The sequence below is a fragment of the Actinoplanes lobatus genome (genome assembly GCF_014205215.1).
GTDB lineage: Bacteria > Actinomycetota > Actinomycetes > Mycobacteriales > Micromonosporaceae > Actinoplanes > Actinoplanes lobatus.
On record NZ_JACHNC010000001.1, the window covers coordinates 385,303 to 399,598 of the forward strand.

A 14,296-nucleotide genomic window follows, 5' to 3' on the forward strand; every position below is an offset into this window, starting at 1 on the left:
AAGATCCGGGGGTACGGGGTGAGCGCGCGATAGTTGCCGATAAGTGGATTCCCGCCTGGTATGCACCCATCTCTGGAACCATGGGGGCCGGAGTCTCCCGCACCTGAGGAGGTGGCATGAGCGACGACGAGGATGACCAGCTCTCGTCGGATGCTCCCGAGCGAACCGCCCGGCGACGCAGACAGATCGCGGTCGGGGTCGCCGGGGCGGCGGCCGTGCTGGCCGGAGCCGGGTTCCTGGCCACCCAGCTGATGAACGAGTCGCAGCCCACCCTTCCGGAGCCGGCCGCCCTGGCACCGCAGACCACGCCGGCCTCCCCCACGGTGGGCGTGGCCGGGATTTCGCAGTCGGATGCCCGTACCCCCGGAAAGGCAACGAAGCAGGCGGCGCCCGCGCGGCGCAGCCCCACGTCGAGCCGTCAGGCGAGCCCTGCCCCGAACGCCGCGCGAGCCTCCTCCGCCATCGCCGACCTGCGAAAACGCTTCGGCTTCGGCGGACCGGAAATCGCCGAGCGGACCGAGAAGCTGGGTGCGGGCACGGTACGGATCGTGACCGCGCAAAGCGACCTCACCAGCGACCGGGAGCTGATCCTGGCCGGCGACGACGGTACCGAGGCCGGCGGCGGCGTGCGCTGCACCACGGACGTCCCGCCCGACACGGTCATGTCATCGGCACCTGAAACGCTGATGTGCTGGCGCACGTCAGCGGCACGCAGCGTGATCACGATGGCGACCACGACCGAGGGCGAACCCTCCACAGCCGACAGCATCGCCGTGATCCAGCGCGAGTGGAACCGCCTCGACTGAAGCGACAGCGGCGGGACCCGAAGGCCCCGCCGCTTCATCGACAGATCGTCAGGCGACGATCGGGGCGCTGGTGGCGCCGAGCACCGTGGCGCCGGCCGGGACCACCACCCGGTAGGTCTGACCGGCGACCAGGCCGGTGACGGTGACCTTCACCGGGGTGGCGCTCGCCGTGTACTTGCCGACGGTGGTCCAGGTCCCACCGACCTTCTGCTGGATCTCGGTGGGCTGGCCGACCGCGCCGGTGAGGGTCACCGCCAGCTTCGCCTTCGCCGTCCGGACCACGGTGACCGCCGCGCGCACCTTGTAGGTGACCGGCGCCGAGGTCGTGGCCTCGCTCGTGGTGGTGGCGACCGCCTTGAGGACGAGCTGGTAGCTCGCCTTGGCGGTGCGTTTCACCTGGACGGTGCCGGCGGAGGTGGTGTTGGCGTTGGTGCACTGCTCCGCGGCGGCGCCTTCGGTGACGCAGATCTGGACCGGCTTGGCCGGCCACGCCTTGCCGTTGGCCTTGACGGTGAACGTGGTGGTCGTGGTGGTGCCGTAGACGACCTCACGACCGGTGACGTTGGCGGTGATCACCGGCTTGACCTTCACCACGGTCGGGCTCGGTGACGGCGCGGTCGTCGGAGCCTTGGTCGGCGCGGTGGTCGGCGCGGTCGTCGGAGCCTTGGTCGGCGCGGTGGTCGGCGCGGTCGTCGGAGCCTTGGTGGGAGCGCTCGTCGGGGCGCTGGTGGTCGGCGCGGTGGTCGGCGCGGTCGTGGTGGGTGCGGTCGTCGGAGCCGTGGTGGGCGCGGTGGTCGGAGCCGTGGTCGGCGCGGTGATGGTGGCGAGCGCCGCGGCGGCGTCGATCCGGCCGTTGCCGAAGTCGTTGTCGAAGCCGGCCGTGCCCAGGTCGGTCGCCGACTTCTCCAAGGCGGTCTCGATCTGGTCCGGGGTGAGGCTCGACCGGTAGCCCTTGAGCAGCGCGGCCACCGCGGCGACGTGCGGGGAGGCCATCGAGGTGCCGTTCATGCTGACGTACTGGTTGCCCAGCGCGGTCGGGTAGGTGCTGATGATGCCGCTGCCCGGGGCGGCCACGTCGACGTAGGCGCCGGCGTTCGAGTAGCTGGCCACCTTGTCGGCGGAGTCGGTCGCGGCCACCGCGATGACACCCTCGTCGGCACCCGGGTACGAGACAGGGCTGCCCTGCTGACGGCTGTTGCCGGCGGCGGCGACCACCGTGACGCCCTTGCTGCGGGCGTACGTGATCGCGGTGCTCACCGCGGACACCTTCGTCGTGGCGCCCAGCGACATGTTGATCACCTGGGCGCCGTTGTCGGCGGCCCAGACGATGCCCTCGGCGGTGTCCGCCATGCTGCCGCTGCCGTTGGCGCCCAGCACCTTGACCGGCAGGATCCTGACGTCCGGCGCGATGCCCGAGACACCCACGCCGTTGCCGGTCACCGCGGCGATGGTGCCGGCCACGTGGGTGCCGTGCCCGTTGCCGTCGGTGCTGGTCCCGGCCGTGTTCGCGATGGCGTCGTAGCCGCGCAGCACGTTGGCACCCAGGTCCGGGTGGGTCGCGTCCACACCGGTGTCGATGACCGCCACGGTGACACCGGAGCCGGTCGACCGCTGCCACGCATCGGCCGTACGGATCTTGGTGAAGTCCCACTGCTGCGCCCGGTAGGGGTCGGTGCCGGTGGGGATGCCGAGCGCGTACACCGGGGCGTCGATCTCGACACCGACGGCGTTCTCCGTCTCCTGCGCGTCCTTGACCAGCTTCACCGCGGACGCCTTGTCGGTGGCCTTCTTGACCGTGACGACCGGCCGCCCGTCCTCGTCGATCGTGGTCGACACGACCCGCGCGGGCTGAGCCTCGGTCACCACGTCCGGAACTATCTGCTCCGGTTCCGCGGTCAGCCCGTAGGTGACCGGGGTCCAGTCCGCGCTGCCGGTCGGCAGGGCGAGGACGCCGACCGCGGCGAACGCGCCCAGGGCGACGGCACCGATGGCGCACCTGCTGATTGTGGCCTTGTTCAAGGTGGTTCCTCCCCCTCGGACGACGTCGGCCCAGATTTGAGGGTGAGGATTGCGGGCGCCGGTGTCGGACAGGTGCAGCTGGGGAGCGGGCGCACCAGGGAGGCGACGAATTCAGTGGCAGCTGCCTGGTTTTAGGGCCATATGTCGGAATCACTGGGACGATGAGGTCAGGAACCGGGAATGGTTCCGTACCCGAGACCCAGAAGGACGGCGGAAATGACCACTCGTGATGATCGGCCCGGTGACGCCGGCGGCCCCACGCCACCGGCCCGGCGTCGCCGGGGTCAGCGCCGCGCCCTGGCCGTGGCGGGAGTCGCCGGCCTGGCCGCCGTCCTCGGCGGGGCCGCCTACGTGACGACCTCCGCGATCGTGTCGCGAGGCTCGGCCACCACGACGGACGGAGCCGCGCCGATCATCCCGGCGACCAGCCCGCCCAGCACTCCGAAGGACGTCGAGCCCGTCGCACCGGCGACCACGACCCAAGAGGCACGCAAGGCCAAGCCGTCGCCGACGATCCCCACCACCGACGTCACCGGAAAGCCCCTCTCCGAGGAGGTCCGGCAGAGGATCAAGGAGGCCCGCCGGAAGATGGCCGAGGACGGCGTCGAGGTCCAGCACCCCGTCACGCCCAAGGCCGTCAGACCGCTCGGGGAAGTGCAGACGACCACCGAGGGCTCCTTCGCCGAAGGCGGCATGATCCGGATCCTGTCGGCCCGCGGAGACCTCACCGGCCAGCGGGAACTCTCCGGCGTTGCCGGAGGGATCGAGAAGTACGGGAACGTGTCCTGCTCGCAGACGTTCAAATTCGCCACCAGCCCGCGGCCGGCCAAGAAGCCGAACCTGCTGATGTGCTGGCGGGCCACTCCGGACAAGAGCGTGGCGGCGATCGTGGTCGACCCGAAGGGGAACCCGTCCCGGGAGAGGGCGGTCGCCGCGATCCAGAAGAAGTGGAAGACCATGGACTGATCGCACGCGCTGAAGCGGCCTGGAGCGGATGAGCTCCGGGCCGCTTCGCTGTTTCACGCCAGACGGCCCGGGGCAATCGCCCCGGACCGCCTGAACATCTTGCCGGGATCAGTACGGCGCGACGGTGAACGTGGAACCGCTGGTGAGGGCGGTCTGCGTGATGTCTGCCGGCACCGCCGGATTGAAGCTGGCGTCATTGATCACAGTGAGCGTGTAAGTACCATCGGGAACGGCAGCACTGGCGGTGAGACCGGTGTCGGGGTCGAGCCCGAAGGCCAGGTCCATGCCGCAGATCAGCTCACGGTCACTGATCACTGCCACGGAACCGCAAATGGCGACCGGCCCGATGTCGTAGGCGGCAGCGCCGGTCCCCGGGGTGTACACGCCATCGACCAGGAACACATATGAATCACCCCGGGTGGCAGCGAGTGCGGTAGAGCCGCTCGCGCCGATGCCCGCGGCCGGGTCGAAGCTCAGGTTCGTGAAGCCGGAGCCCATCACATCGACGTACACGGTCGCGGTCGTCGCGGGGGCAACCACCGCGCTGGAAGCGGTGTTCGGCGAGATGTTGATGCCGTTGGAGTAGGTGTATGCGTTCAAAGTGGTCACCGTGCCGGCGGAAGTGGTCACCGCCAGCGCGGCCAGACCCGGCTTGCCGGGCGGCACCGTCGCCTTGAACGAAGTGGCGTTGATGGCGGTGACGCCGGTCAGCGCAACGCCCCCGAGGGTAGCGGTGATCGCAGTGGATGTGGTCGGGAAGTTCGTTCCGGTGACGGTGATCTGGTTGCCACCGACCGTCATGCCGCTCGCCGGTTCGACCTTGGTCACCGTCGCTGGAGCGGCAACGCTGTAGGAAGCGGTGCCGAGAGTCAGATCGGTGGCCGCGGTCCCACCGTAGATGCAGAGGAGGTACTTCTGAGCCGCCGCACTGGCGGCCAACGGCAATGTGCCGGGGATCCCGATCAGTGCCTTGTAGCTCGAAACCTTGGTGGCGGTGACGTTGGTGGCCACGATGGTGCTGGTGGTGGCGGGGTAGACGATGGTGGCGGGGGTATCGATGATCTTGTCACCCGAAGCCGGGCACGTCGTGGCAGCCACCAAGCCGGCCTTCAGCGGTGTGGAAACGCCGGAGAGCCATGCCGTCGTGGCGTGCGACGCGGTGATGGTAACGGGAGTCCCCGGAAGGGCTGGGTTAATGCTTCCCGGGCCGTAGGCGGAGCTCAGAGTCAGGGTCGCCGCGGCCGCCGAGGCCGGGGTCGCCACCGCCGCGACAACGGTCGCGGTGACCGCCGCCGTAGCGAATCCGCGGCGGAGAGCCCGCCGGCGGGTGCTGCTAGTTGTGGTCTCGCTCATGCGATGTCCTCCTGCGGCCTGAAAACCGCGCGAGTCGGAAGTGTGCCCAGTCCAGGAGCGAACGCTGGTTGGGCGGTCTCGCCGGAATCGTAACCATTCGTGGGGCTCTAGCAGGACAAAGCGCGAAAGATCCTCATGGACCGGACAGCGTCCCTGATGGAGGGCTACGATCCGGGAACTCCAACGTGCACGGGTTGACACCCGGCGATCGACCGCATTAGGTTCATCTCAGTTCGAGTCTTACTCAATCCGAGAAGGACGATTCGGATGGACGAGGCGAGCTTCCTGAGGAGGCGAAGGATCTGGCCTTCGACCACGACGAGATCCTCGCCGACGGGCTGGAGCGGGCGCGGGCGAAGCTGGAGTACACGCCACTCGCCACGGCGTTCACCGGGCCCGAGTTCACGATCGGTGAGCTGCGGCAGGCGTACGCAGCGGCGGCTGGGGCCGCCACGGCCGTCTGAGATCCTCGACCACCCACCCGTGCTGTCACGGGTGAAAAACCGGATGCCTCGGGGCGGCCTGGCTTGGATCATGAGGGCATGCGTACCCCTCACCAGTCCGTCGACCGGGCCGCCGGGCGCCCGCCGGAGCCGGCGGCCGTGCCGCCGTCCCGCGCCGTCCTGCCGCTGACCGGTTCCGTCGACGACGGCGACCGGCTGGTGGACGTGGTCGACCTGCTCGCCCTCGACGGTTTCGTCACCGGGCGGGAGCCGTTCGGGCGAACCACCTACCTGGACAATGTCCGCACCGACGCCTCCCTGACCGTCCCGGACGCCCGGGTCGTCCGGGACGCCGTGGAGGAGGACGGGCACGGCCGGCTCAGCGTCGGCGACGGCTGGACACTGCACGTCACCCTCTGGAAGCAGAGCCGCCGGGCCCGGGTCACGGTCACCGCGACCAGCGCCGAGCTCGCCGAGACACTTCTCGCCACGGCCACCGAGGGCGCGGTCGAGAAGCCGCCGCCGGCGGCCGACACGGTGCCGATCGGCTTCTGGCACTACGGCCCGCACGGTCCGCGCCGGACCCAGCGCGAGATCGACGCGGCACCCTGGGAGGAGATCCGGCCCAACTATGCCGGTCCGGTGGCCGAGACCCTGGAACGGCTGATGGCGATGGACGGTTCCGCGGTGCACGGTCGGCTTCTGCTGTTGCACGGTGAACCCGGCACCGGCAAGACCACCGCGCTGCGCGCGCTGGCCCAGCATTGGCGCTCCTGGTGTCAGGTGGACTGCGTGCTCGACCCGGATCGGCTCTTCGGCGACCCGGCATACCTGATGAACGTGGCACTCGGCAGTGGCGACGACGACGATCCGAAGTGGCGCCTGCTCATGCTGGAGGACTGTGACGAGCTGATTCGCGGCGAGGCCAAGATGAGTGCCGGACAGTCCCTGTCCCGTCTGCTCAATCTGACCGACGGGCTGCTCGGCCAGGGCCGCAACGCGCTCATCGCGATCACCACCAACGAGGATCTGGCCGCGTTGCACCCGGCGGTGGTCCGTCCGGGGCGATGCCTGGCGAGTATCGAGGTCGGCCGGTTGTCGTACGCCGAGGCCGCTGCCTGGATGGGCTCGCCCGCCGGCATCGGCCCAGAGGGTGCGACGCTCGCCGAGCTGTACGCGCTGCGGAGCGGCACCCAGCCGGTCACCGTTCCGAAGCAGGCTCCATCCACCGGAATGTACCTCTAACAGATCAAGGCCGGACGGTGTCGACGGTGATCGACTATGCACCGGAATTGTCTCAGGATTGGCTTACCTAAATTGATTAAAGTAAGCCTCTCCTTATCAATGCCTATTCACGGGAATGTTACTTGAATAAGGTGCGGAACTCCGGGGAAATGGTTACATTCGCAGCGGACAGACATAGCCGCTGACCGAAGGAGAACCGTCATGACTCAGATGATGAACATGCCCCGCGTGCAGACCTGCACCGTGACCGACTGCGGCTACAACCACGACGGCTGCACGGCGTTCGCCATCACCATCAGTGAGAGCAACTCGGCCTGTGACACGTTCGCGGGCTCAGGGCTCTCCGGCGGCATGGGCATCGCGACCGCCCAGGTGGGCGCCTGTAAGCGCGCCGACTGCAAATACAACAAGGACCTCGAGTGTCAGGCTCCGGCCATCACCGTGGGAGCCTCCGCGGACAAGGCGGACTGCCTCACGTACGAGCACTCCTGACCGATTCCGCCACGAAACCGCCGCCTCACCGACCGGGAGGCGGCGGTTTCGTGGCGTGAAGCATGGCGGCTTCGACCGCTGAGCAGGCGCCGGCGGCGAACCAGCGCGCGCCACGGGCCGGCCCGCCAACCGGCCTGACCAACTTGCTCGATGGCGGCGCGGGAGTACAGCCAGCGGGCGCACCAACCCAGCGATGTTGGTAGTGTTTGATGTGTCTAAACATCACCAACAGGAGGTCGGATGGCCATCACTCAAATCGATCTGGACGATGACGCGCTCGCCGAGGCGATGAGGCTGTCCGGAGCCAAGAGCAAGAAGGAAACGGTCAACCTGGCACTGCGTGAGTATGCGGCCCGCCATCGACGGATCGCGGCGCTCGATCACCACGCGACAGCAGCCCGGGGATGGGACTACGAAGGCTGGAAGGACCTGCATCGCGCGGGCAAGGCACCGACCGAGTGATCAGATATCTGATCGATTCATCAGCGGTCTGGCGCATCCTGCGGGACGATGCGCTGCGAGAGGCCTGGGCCGGCGTCATCTCGGACTACGCCATCGGATCGTGCCGCCCGCAACGCACCGAGTTTCGTCGCTCGGCTCGCGGGCGGGACGAGTACGAGGAGATGACCTCGATGTTCGCCGATCTGTATCCGGACGTCACGGTGCCCAAGAGCGCATGGCAGTGGGTGGACTCAGCGCAGTACCGCCTGATGCGAGCCGGTGCGCATCGGGCGTTGTCCTGCGTGGATCTCCTGATCTGCGCCTGCGCCGCCGTCGGCGGGCTGACCGTCCTGCACGACGACAACGACTTCGTCACCGCCGCCCGGCACCTTCCCGACCTGTCCGAGCGCCGGGTCCTCGACCTCCCTTGACATGAGGTTTCGTCGGCCCGAATAGGCCAGCTGCCGGCGCGCCCGTTCGGTGCCGCCGCGACGATCGAAGTGCCGTTGGCGATGCGGCCGTGTTGTCGAAGATTTGGCCGATGTCGGCCTTGCCTCCATTGACGACTGCTCGATCGCGCGCTAGGTTGCACTCAGATCGAGTAATACTCATTTCGAGATCGACTCAGGGCGAGAAGGACGAGACCGATGGATGAGGCGAGCTTCCTCGAGGGTTACGACCCGAGCGATTACCCCGCGGTCGCGGTGACCGTGGACGTGGTGGCGCTGACCATCCGGGACGGGCGGCTCAGCGTGCTGCTGGTCGAGCGCGGCGAGCAGCCCTTCGCCGGCCACCGGGCCCTGCCGGGCGGGTTCGTCCGCGAGGAGACGCTCGGCGAGGCGGCCCTCCGGGAGCTGGCCGAGGAGACCGGGCTGACGCCCGGTGCCGGCGACCTCGAACGGGTGCATCTGGAGCAGCTTCAGACGTACGGGAATCCGGGCCGTGACCCCCGGATGCGCGTGGTCTCGGTGGCCTACCTGGCGTTCGCGCCGAGCCTGCCCGAGCCGACGGCCGGCAGTGACGCGGCACGCGCCTACTGGGTCCCGGTGGAAGAGGCGAAGGATCTGGCCTTCGACCACGACGAGATCCTCGCCGACGGGCTGGAGCGGGCGCGGGCGAAGCTGGAGTACACGCCGCTCGCCACGGCGTTCACCGGGCCCGAGTTCACGATCGGCGAGCTGCGGCAGGTCTATGCGGCGGTGTGGGGCGAGGAGCTGCACGCCGGCAACTTCCACCGGAAGGTGCTATCGGTTCCGGGCTTCGTGGAGAGCACCGGCGAGACGACGGCGAAGGGCGGGGAGCGGGGCGGGCCGCGGGCGAAGCTGTACCGGGCCGGTGACGCCCGGCTGCTGCACCCGGCGCTGCTCCGGCCGACCAGGGAGGACCGGGTGCGATGAGCGAGCTTGCGAGCGAATCATTCAGCTCAGTCATTACCTCATTGCGACGCCGGAGCGAAGCGGAGGTGGCGCGATGAGCGGATTCCGGGGCACGGGCGTCACCGATCACCCCAGGACGGCGAGCGCGGCCACCGGATGGCCGTCCACTGTGAAGACCCGCGAGCCGGAGATCGGGTTCGACGAGGCGGTCGCGCGGATCATGACGGCGGCCAGCTTCGGGGATCTGCTCAACGGCGCCGGCGACAGCGGAACCGGTAGGAATCGCGCGGGGTACGCGTACAAGAAATGGGCGAAGCTGGTCCACCCGGACGCGGTGAGCGCGGGCCGGAGGGCGACCGCGACGGACGCCTTCGCCAGGCTCTCCGCTCTCTACAAGCAGAAATCAGAGGCGCCGGTGCTGCACGGGCGGCGCCGCGCCTACCGGATGGGCGAGGTGTTCGCCCACGGTGACCTCGCGGAGCTGTACGCCGACGGCCAGGCCGTCATCAAGATCCCCCGGCATCCGGGTGACAGCGACCTGATGGAGGTCGAGGCCGCCACGCTCCAGAGACTGTGGAGGGACGGCGATCCGCGGTTCCGGCCCTACGCGGCCCGGCTGGTCGAGAGCTTCGTCTACGAGGACGAGCGGCGCTGCCGGCGCCGGGTGAACGTGCTGGAGCGGCAGGACGGCATGGTCAGCCTGGCTCACGTGAAGGAAGCGACGCCGCAGGAGGTGCTCTGGATCTGGCGTCGGCTGCTGACCGGTTTGGGCTGGGCGCACCGGGCCGGGGTCACGCACGGGGCACTCCTGGAGGAGCACGTGCTGATCCATCGGGAGATGCGCGGCCTCGTGATCATCGACTGGTGCTATGCGGGACATCGACCTAGGGCGATAGTGAAAGCACGGCAGTCGGCCTACCCGCCGGAGGTGCTGAACGACAGGCTCGCTGGTCCCGCCACCGACATCTACATGGCGACCGGGCTGATCACGCGGCTGATGGGGTCGCGGATGCCCGAGCCGCTGCGGCGGTTCGCCGCCGGATGCACCTATGACGCGCCGCGGATGCGGCCGCAGGACGCCTGGGCGCTGCTGGGCGAACTCGACGACATCATCCCCCAGCGGTACCGGAACTGAGGAGAGAGCGACATGGGAAGCGGACACTGGTCCACCGACGTCTACACGGCGGCCGCCGACTTCCGGGCGGCGACCGGGAGGAGCGCGTTCGCGTACAGCGACTCCGGAGCCCGGACCGCGCACCCCGACCTGGACCCGGACGGGGTCTTCATGCGGGAGGCCCGGGACAGTGAGGAGCACCCGTTCAGCACGCCGATCGCGGTCCTGTTCGACGTGACCGGGTCGATGGGCAACGTGCCGCGGGTTCTCCAGACCAAGCTGCCGCAGCTGCTGGGGCTGCTCACCCGGAAGGGCTACGCGGTCGACCCGCAGATCATGTTCGGGGCGATCGGCGACGCCACCTGCGACCGGGCGCCGCTCCAGATCGGACAGTTCGAGTCGGACAACCGGATGGACGAGGGCCTCGCGAAGATCGTCCTGGAGGGCGGCGGCGGGGGCCAGAAACACGAGTCCTACGAGCTGGCGCTGTACTTCATGGCCCGGCACACGATCCTGGACTCGCTGATCAACCGGGGGCGCAAGGGCTATCTGTTCATCATCGGGGACGAGATGCCGTACCCCCGGGTGAAGCCGCGCGAGGTGCGGGCGGTGATCGGCGACGAGCTGCGCGAGCCGATCCCGACCGAGGACATCCTGGCCGAGCTGAAGCGCAAGTTCGACGTCTACTACATCCTGCCGACGGCGGCCCACCACAGCGGCGACAAGGAGGTGCTGTCGCGCTGGCGCAAGCTGCTCGGGCAGAACGTCCTGGAACTCGACGACCTGGACGCGGTCTGCGAGACGATCGCGCTGACCGTGGGCCTCGGCGAGGACGCCATCGACCTGGAGGAGGGCATCGCCGACCTGACCGACGTGGGTTCGGCGGCGGGCGGCACGGTCGGCCGGGCACTGTCGCCGTTGCAGCGGACGCCGGTGGTGCGGTCGTCGTTCGAGATCGCGGGCGGGGGCGCGGGCGGGAACCAGCGGCTGTGAGCCGGCACGTCGCGGTCGTCGACCTCGGGTACGGCGACGCCGGCAAGGGCACGGTCGTCGACTTCCTCTGCGCGACCGAGGAGAAACGGGCCGTCCTGCGCTTCAACGGGGGAGCGCAGGCCGCGCACAACGTGATCACCGAGGACGGGCGGCATCACACGTTCAGCCAGTTCGGGTCGGGCACGCTGCGCGGCGTGCCCACCCACCTGACCCGGTTCATGGTGGTGGACCCGCTCTCGCTGGCCGGCGAGGCGGCCGCGCTCGGCAACCCGTTCCACCTGCTCACCGTGGACGGGGAGGCACTGCTCGCCACTCCGTGGCATCGCGCCGCGAACCAGCGGCGGGAGCGTGCGGTTCGGCACGGTTCGTGCGGCATGGGCGTCGGAGAGACGATGGCGTACGCGTCTGAGCACCCCGATGCGCCGAAAGTCGCCGACGTGCTGTCCCCCGCGAGACTCCGGCGCCGCCTGGCGGCCGTCCGGGAGGCGCTCGACGTGCCCGGGCCACCGCTGGACGACGTGATGGAGGCGTTCGTCGCGTTCGGCGAGGCGGTCCGGATCGTCGGCCCGTCCTGGACGTCCCGCCTGCTCGCTGAGGGGCCGTGTGTGTTCGAGGGCGCCCAGGGGGTGCTGCTCGACGAATGGCGGGGCTGGCATCCGCACACGACGTGGTCGACGACGACGTTCGACAACGCCCTGTCACTCTGCCCGGATCTGTTGCGACTCGGTGTGACCAGGACATACACCACCCGGCACGGCGCCGGCCCGTTCGTGACCGAGGCACCGCTGGATCTGCCGGAGGCGCACAACGGCCGCGACCCGTGGCAGGGCGACTTCCGGGTCGGCCACTTCGACGCGGTGGCCCACCGGTACGCGGTCGAGGTGGCCGGCGGCGTCGACGCCCTGGCGATCACCCACCTGGACGTCCCGGACCGCTCCCTGAGTCTGCGGATCTGCACCGCCTACGAGGTGGACGGCGAGTCCTGGGACCGGATCGAGCCGGGCCCACCCCGCGACCTGGGCCACCAGGAGCGCCTCGGCGAGCGGCTGCGGCGCGCCCGCCCGGCCGGCATGTACCGGCCGGGCGACTGGTGCGAGGCGATCGCCACACACCTGGGCGCGCCGGTCCTCGTGGAGTCGCACGGCCCCGGGGCCGCGGACAAGAAGTCGCGCTAGGCCGGGGTCAGGAGGAAGACCGGGATCTGGCGGTCGGTCTTCGTCTGGTACTCGGCGTAGTTCGGGAAGGCCTTCACCGAGCGCTCCCACCAGGTCTCGCGCTCCCCGCCGGACAGCTCACGGACCGTGTAGTCCTGCTTGAGCGGCCCGTCCTGGAGCTCGACGAGCGGGTTCTTCCGGATGTTGTAGACCCACACCGGGTGCTTGGGGGCGCCGCCGAGCGAGCCGACGACCACGTACTCCCCCTCGTGTTCGACCCGCATCAACGCGGTCTTGCGCAGCAACCCGCTCTTCGCACCGACGCTGGTCAATACGATGATCGGCTTGCCCAGGATGTCGTTGGCCTCGGCACCGCCGGTGGCCTCGTACTTCTCTGCCTGATTGCGCGCCCAGTCAGATGTGCTGGGGGCGTACTCACCCGTCAACGGCATGATCCCGACCCTACCCCGCGCGCCCGGATCCCACGCGGACACACGTCGGTGACGATCGTGAGGTTTACTCGTACCTCATGAGCATCATCTCCCGGGGCTTCGGCGGGCGGCGGCGCGAGTCGCCACCCGATCTGCCGCCCGGTCAGTACCTCGCACACGACTTCCCGGTGCTCTCGGCGGGGCCGACCCCGCGAATCCCGCTGGACCGCTGGCACTTCACGATCGTCACCGAGACCGGCGAGAAGCACACGTGGGACTGGAAACAGTTCACCGCGCTGCCGGCCGAGGAGATCACGGTCGACATCCACTGCGTCACCAAATGGTCGAAGCTCGGCACCACCTGGAAGGGCGTCGCGATCGACACCCTGTTCGAGGAGGTCGAGTCCGCCGCCGACTACGTGATGGCGCACAGCTACGGCGGCTACACCACGAACGTGCCGCTGGAGGACCTGCTCGACGGTAAGGCCTGGATCGCGTACGAGTACGACGGCGAGCCACTGCACCCGGAGCACGGCGGCCCGGCCCGGCTGCTGATCCCGCACCTGTACTTCTGGAAGTCGGCGAAGTGGGTGGACGGCTTCCGGATGATGCACGAGGACGAGCCCGGCTTCTGGGAGGACGCCGGCTACCACATGTACGGAGACCCATGGCGCGAGCAGCGGTATCACGGCGACTGACCTGGCGGGTGGCCACCGTCGTGGCGGCCCGCTGGGAGACACCGTCGGCACGCACCCTCGTGCTCGACATCCCCGAGTGGCCCGGGCACCTGGCCGGGCAGCACCTCGACATCCGGCTCACCGCCGAGGACGGCTACCAGGCCCAGCGCAGCTATTCGATCGCCTCGGCGTGGCCCGGTGACGGCCCGGTCGAGATCTCGGTGCAGCGGCTGGAGGACGGCGAGGTGTCGCCGTACCTGACCGATGTGGTCGAGCCGGGCGATCAGATCGAGGTGCGCGGCCCGGTCGGCGGCTGGTTCGTCTGGCGGGACACCGCCACGGCGCCGGTGCTGCTGCTGGCCGGCGGCTCGGGCGTGGTGCCGCTGATGGCGATGATCCGGGCGCGTTCGCTGGCCGGCGGCCGGCAGCCGTTCCGGCTGATCTACTCGGTGCGTACGCCGGAGGACGCGCTCTACGCCGAGGAGCTGCGCCGCCGCGGCCGGGAGGACTCCGGGCTGGACGTGCGGTTCGTCTGGACCCGCAAGGCGCCGGACGACTGGCCGCATCCACCGAAGCGGATCGACGTGGCGACGGTCAACACGTACGGGTGGCCGCCCGACTTCCAGCCGGACTGCTTCGTCTGCGGCCCCACCACGTTCGTGGAGACGGCCGCCGACATGCTGGTCGCTCTCGGACACGACCCGAAACGCATCCGCACCGAACGTTTCGGCGGCGCATAGACATCCATGCACTCCCCGGCCACGAACCAGCTTCGACGGACGAGGC

15 protein-coding genes and 1 pseudogene are annotated in these 14,296 nt (G+C 69.4%); 13 read left to right on the forward strand and 3 right to left on the reverse strand.

What is annotated here, in order from left to right:
* The first annotated feature begins 116 nt into the window (after positions 1-116).
* On the forward strand, positions 117-806 hold the full coding sequence (locus tag BJ964_RS01685) for a hypothetical protein (protein ID WP_188119006.1): 690 nt from the start codon (positions 117-119) through the stop codon (positions 804-806).
* Positions 807-854: 48 nt separating this feature from the next.
* On the opposite strand, the gene BJ964_RS01690 is transcribed toward BJ964_RS01685, so the two are convergent.
* A complete protein-coding gene (locus BJ964_RS01690; protein ID WP_223149456.1) occupies positions 855-2,825 on the reverse strand; it encodes a S8 family peptidase in 1,971 nt (656 codons plus the stop codon).
* 216 nt (positions 2,826-3,041) lie between these two features.
* Between BJ964_RS01690 and BJ964_RS01695 the strand changes: the two genes are divergently transcribed.
* On the forward strand, positions 3,042-3,791 hold the full coding sequence (locus tag BJ964_RS01695) for a hypothetical protein (RefSeq protein WP_188119007.1): 750 nt from the start codon (positions 3,042-3,044) through the stop codon (positions 3,789-3,791).
* A 108-nt stretch (positions 3,792-3,899) separates the two neighbouring features.
* Here BJ964_RS01695 and BJ964_RS01700 read toward each other — a convergent pair whose 3' ends face one another.
* Positions 3,900-5,144 (reverse strand): IPT/TIG domain-containing protein, encoded by a 1,245-nt coding sequence (locus BJ964_RS01700; protein WP_188119008.1) that lies wholly within the window; start codon positions 5,142-5,144, stop codon positions 3,900-3,902.
* 287 nt (positions 5,145-5,431) lie between these two features.
* On the opposite strand from BJ964_RS01700, the pseudogene BJ964_RS47675 reads away from it, so the two are divergent.
* The 9 genes and pseudogenes from BJ964_RS47675 to BJ964_RS01740 all read left to right on the forward strand — a co-directional run.
* Positions 5,432-5,590 (forward strand): annotated as a pseudogene (locus BJ964_RS47675) (DNA hydrolase); the annotation flags it as partial.
* Positions 5,591-5,686: 96 nt separating this feature from the next.
* Positions 5,687-6,832, forward strand: a complete 1,146-nt coding sequence (locus BJ964_RS01705) for a DUF5925 domain-containing protein (protein ID WP_188119009.1) — start codon at positions 5,687-5,689, stop codon at positions 6,830-6,832.
* 201 nt (positions 6,833-7,033) lie between these two features.
* The gene (locus tag BJ964_RS01710) at positions 7,034-7,324 is read left to right on the forward strand and encodes a DUF1540 domain-containing protein (protein WP_188119010.1); all 291 of its coding nucleotides are present in this window, start codon (positions 7,034-7,036) and stop codon (positions 7,322-7,324) included.
* A gap of 240 nt (positions 7,325-7,564) precedes the next feature.
* The gene (locus tag BJ964_RS01715) at positions 7,565-7,786 is read left to right on the forward strand and encodes a type II toxin-antitoxin system VapB family antitoxin (protein ID WP_188119011.1); all 222 of its coding nucleotides are present in this window, start codon (positions 7,565-7,567) and stop codon (positions 7,784-7,786) included.
* The gene (locus BJ964_RS01720; RefSeq protein WP_188119012.1) at positions 7,783-8,196 is read left to right on the forward strand and encodes a PIN domain-containing protein; all 414 of its coding nucleotides are present in this window, start codon (positions 7,783-7,785) and stop codon (positions 8,194-8,196) included. Before BJ964_RS01715 ends, BJ964_RS01720 begins: the two co-directional genes overlap by 4 nt.
* Before the next feature lie 216 nt (positions 8,197-8,412).
* Positions 8,413-9,162, forward strand: a complete 750-nt coding sequence (locus BJ964_RS01725; RefSeq protein WP_188119013.1) for an NUDIX hydrolase — start codon at positions 8,413-8,415, stop codon at positions 9,160-9,162.
* 73 nt (positions 9,163-9,235) lie between these two features.
* Positions 9,236-10,276 (forward strand): molecular chaperone DnaJ, encoded by a 1,041-nt coding sequence (locus BJ964_RS01730; protein ID WP_188119014.1) that lies wholly within the window; start codon positions 9,236-9,238, stop codon positions 10,274-10,276.
* Positions 10,277-10,288: 12 nt separating this feature from the next.
* The gene (locus tag BJ964_RS01735) at positions 10,289-11,248 is read left to right on the forward strand and encodes a hypothetical protein (protein WP_188119015.1); all 960 of its coding nucleotides are present in this window, start codon (positions 10,289-10,291) and stop codon (positions 11,246-11,248) included.
* Positions 11,245-12,423, forward strand: coding sequence for an adenylosuccinate synthetase (locus BJ964_RS01740; RefSeq protein WP_188119016.1), 1,179 nt, complete (start codon positions 11,245-11,247; stop codon positions 12,421-12,423). The genes BJ964_RS01735 and BJ964_RS01740 overlap by 4 nt, the downstream gene beginning before the upstream one ends.
* On the opposite strand, the gene BJ964_RS01745 is transcribed toward BJ964_RS01740, so the two are convergent.
* Entirely contained in the window at positions 12,420-12,854 is a 435-nt protein-coding gene (locus BJ964_RS01745) for a nitroreductase family deazaflavin-dependent oxidoreductase (protein WP_188119017.1), read from the reverse strand. The genes BJ964_RS01740 and BJ964_RS01745 overlap by 4 nt on opposite strands.
* A 77-nt stretch (positions 12,855-12,931) precedes the next feature.
* Between BJ964_RS01745 and BJ964_RS01750 the strand changes: the two genes are divergently transcribed.
* Together BJ964_RS01750 and BJ964_RS01755 are read left to right on the forward strand one after the other, a co-directional pair.
* Positions 12,932-13,531 (forward strand): sulfite oxidase-like oxidoreductase, encoded by a 600-nt coding sequence (locus tag BJ964_RS01750; protein ID WP_188119018.1) that lies wholly within the window; start codon positions 12,932-12,934, stop codon positions 13,529-13,531.
* Positions 13,501-14,250: a ferredoxin reductase gene (locus BJ964_RS01755; RefSeq protein WP_188119019.1), complete on the forward strand. Its 750-nt coding sequence runs from the start codon at positions 13,501-13,503 to the stop codon at positions 14,248-14,250. The genes BJ964_RS01750 and BJ964_RS01755 overlap by 31 nt, the downstream gene beginning before the upstream one ends.
* Positions 14,251-14,296: the final 46 nt, after the last annotated feature.

What these genes read in the sequence shown, in the direction of transcription:
- BJ964_RS01685 (WP_188119006.1), top strand. Translation starts at nt 117, where the DNA reads ATGAGCGACGACGAGGATGACCAGCTCTCGTCGGATGCTCCCGAGCGA.
- BJ964_RS01695 (WP_188119007.1), top strand. Translation starts at nt 3,042, where the DNA reads ATGACCACTCGTGATGATCGGCCCGGTGACGCCGGCGGCCCCACGCCA.
- BJ964_RS01700 (WP_188119008.1), bottom strand. Translation starts at nt 5,144, where the DNA reads ATGAGCGAGACCACAACTAGCAGCACCCGCCGGCGGGCTCTCCGCCGC.
- BJ964_RS01705 (WP_188119009.1), top strand. Translation starts at nt 5,687, where the DNA reads ATGCGTACCCCTCACCAGTCCGTCGACCGGGCCGCCGGGCGCCCGCCG.
- BJ964_RS01710 (WP_188119010.1), top strand. Translation starts at nt 7,034, where the DNA reads ATGACTCAGATGATGAACATGCCCCGCGTGCAGACCTGCACCGTGACC.
- BJ964_RS01715 (WP_188119011.1), top strand. Translation starts at nt 7,565, where the DNA reads ATGGCCATCACTCAAATCGATCTGGACGATGACGCGCTCGCCGAGGCG.
- BJ964_RS01725 (WP_188119013.1), top strand. Translation starts at nt 8,413, where the DNA reads ATGGATGAGGCGAGCTTCCTCGAGGGTTACGACCCGAGCGATTACCCC.
- BJ964_RS01730 (WP_188119014.1), top strand. Translation starts at nt 9,236, where the DNA reads ATGAGCGGATTCCGGGGCACGGGCGTCACCGATCACCCCAGGACGGCG.
- BJ964_RS01735 (WP_188119015.1), top strand. Translation starts at nt 10,289, where the DNA reads ATGGGAAGCGGACACTGGTCCACCGACGTCTACACGGCGGCCGCCGAC.
- BJ964_RS01745 (WP_188119017.1), bottom strand. Translation starts at nt 12,854, where the DNA reads ATGCCGTTGACGGGTGAGTACGCCCCCAGCACATCTGACTGGGCGCGC.
- BJ964_RS01750 (WP_188119018.1), top strand. Translation starts at nt 12,932, where the DNA reads ATGAGCATCATCTCCCGGGGCTTCGGCGGGCGGCGGCGCGAGTCGCCA.
- BJ964_RS01755 (WP_188119019.1), top strand. Translation starts at nt 13,501, where the DNA reads ATGGCGCGAGCAGCGGTATCACGGCGACTGACCTGGCGGGTGGCCACC.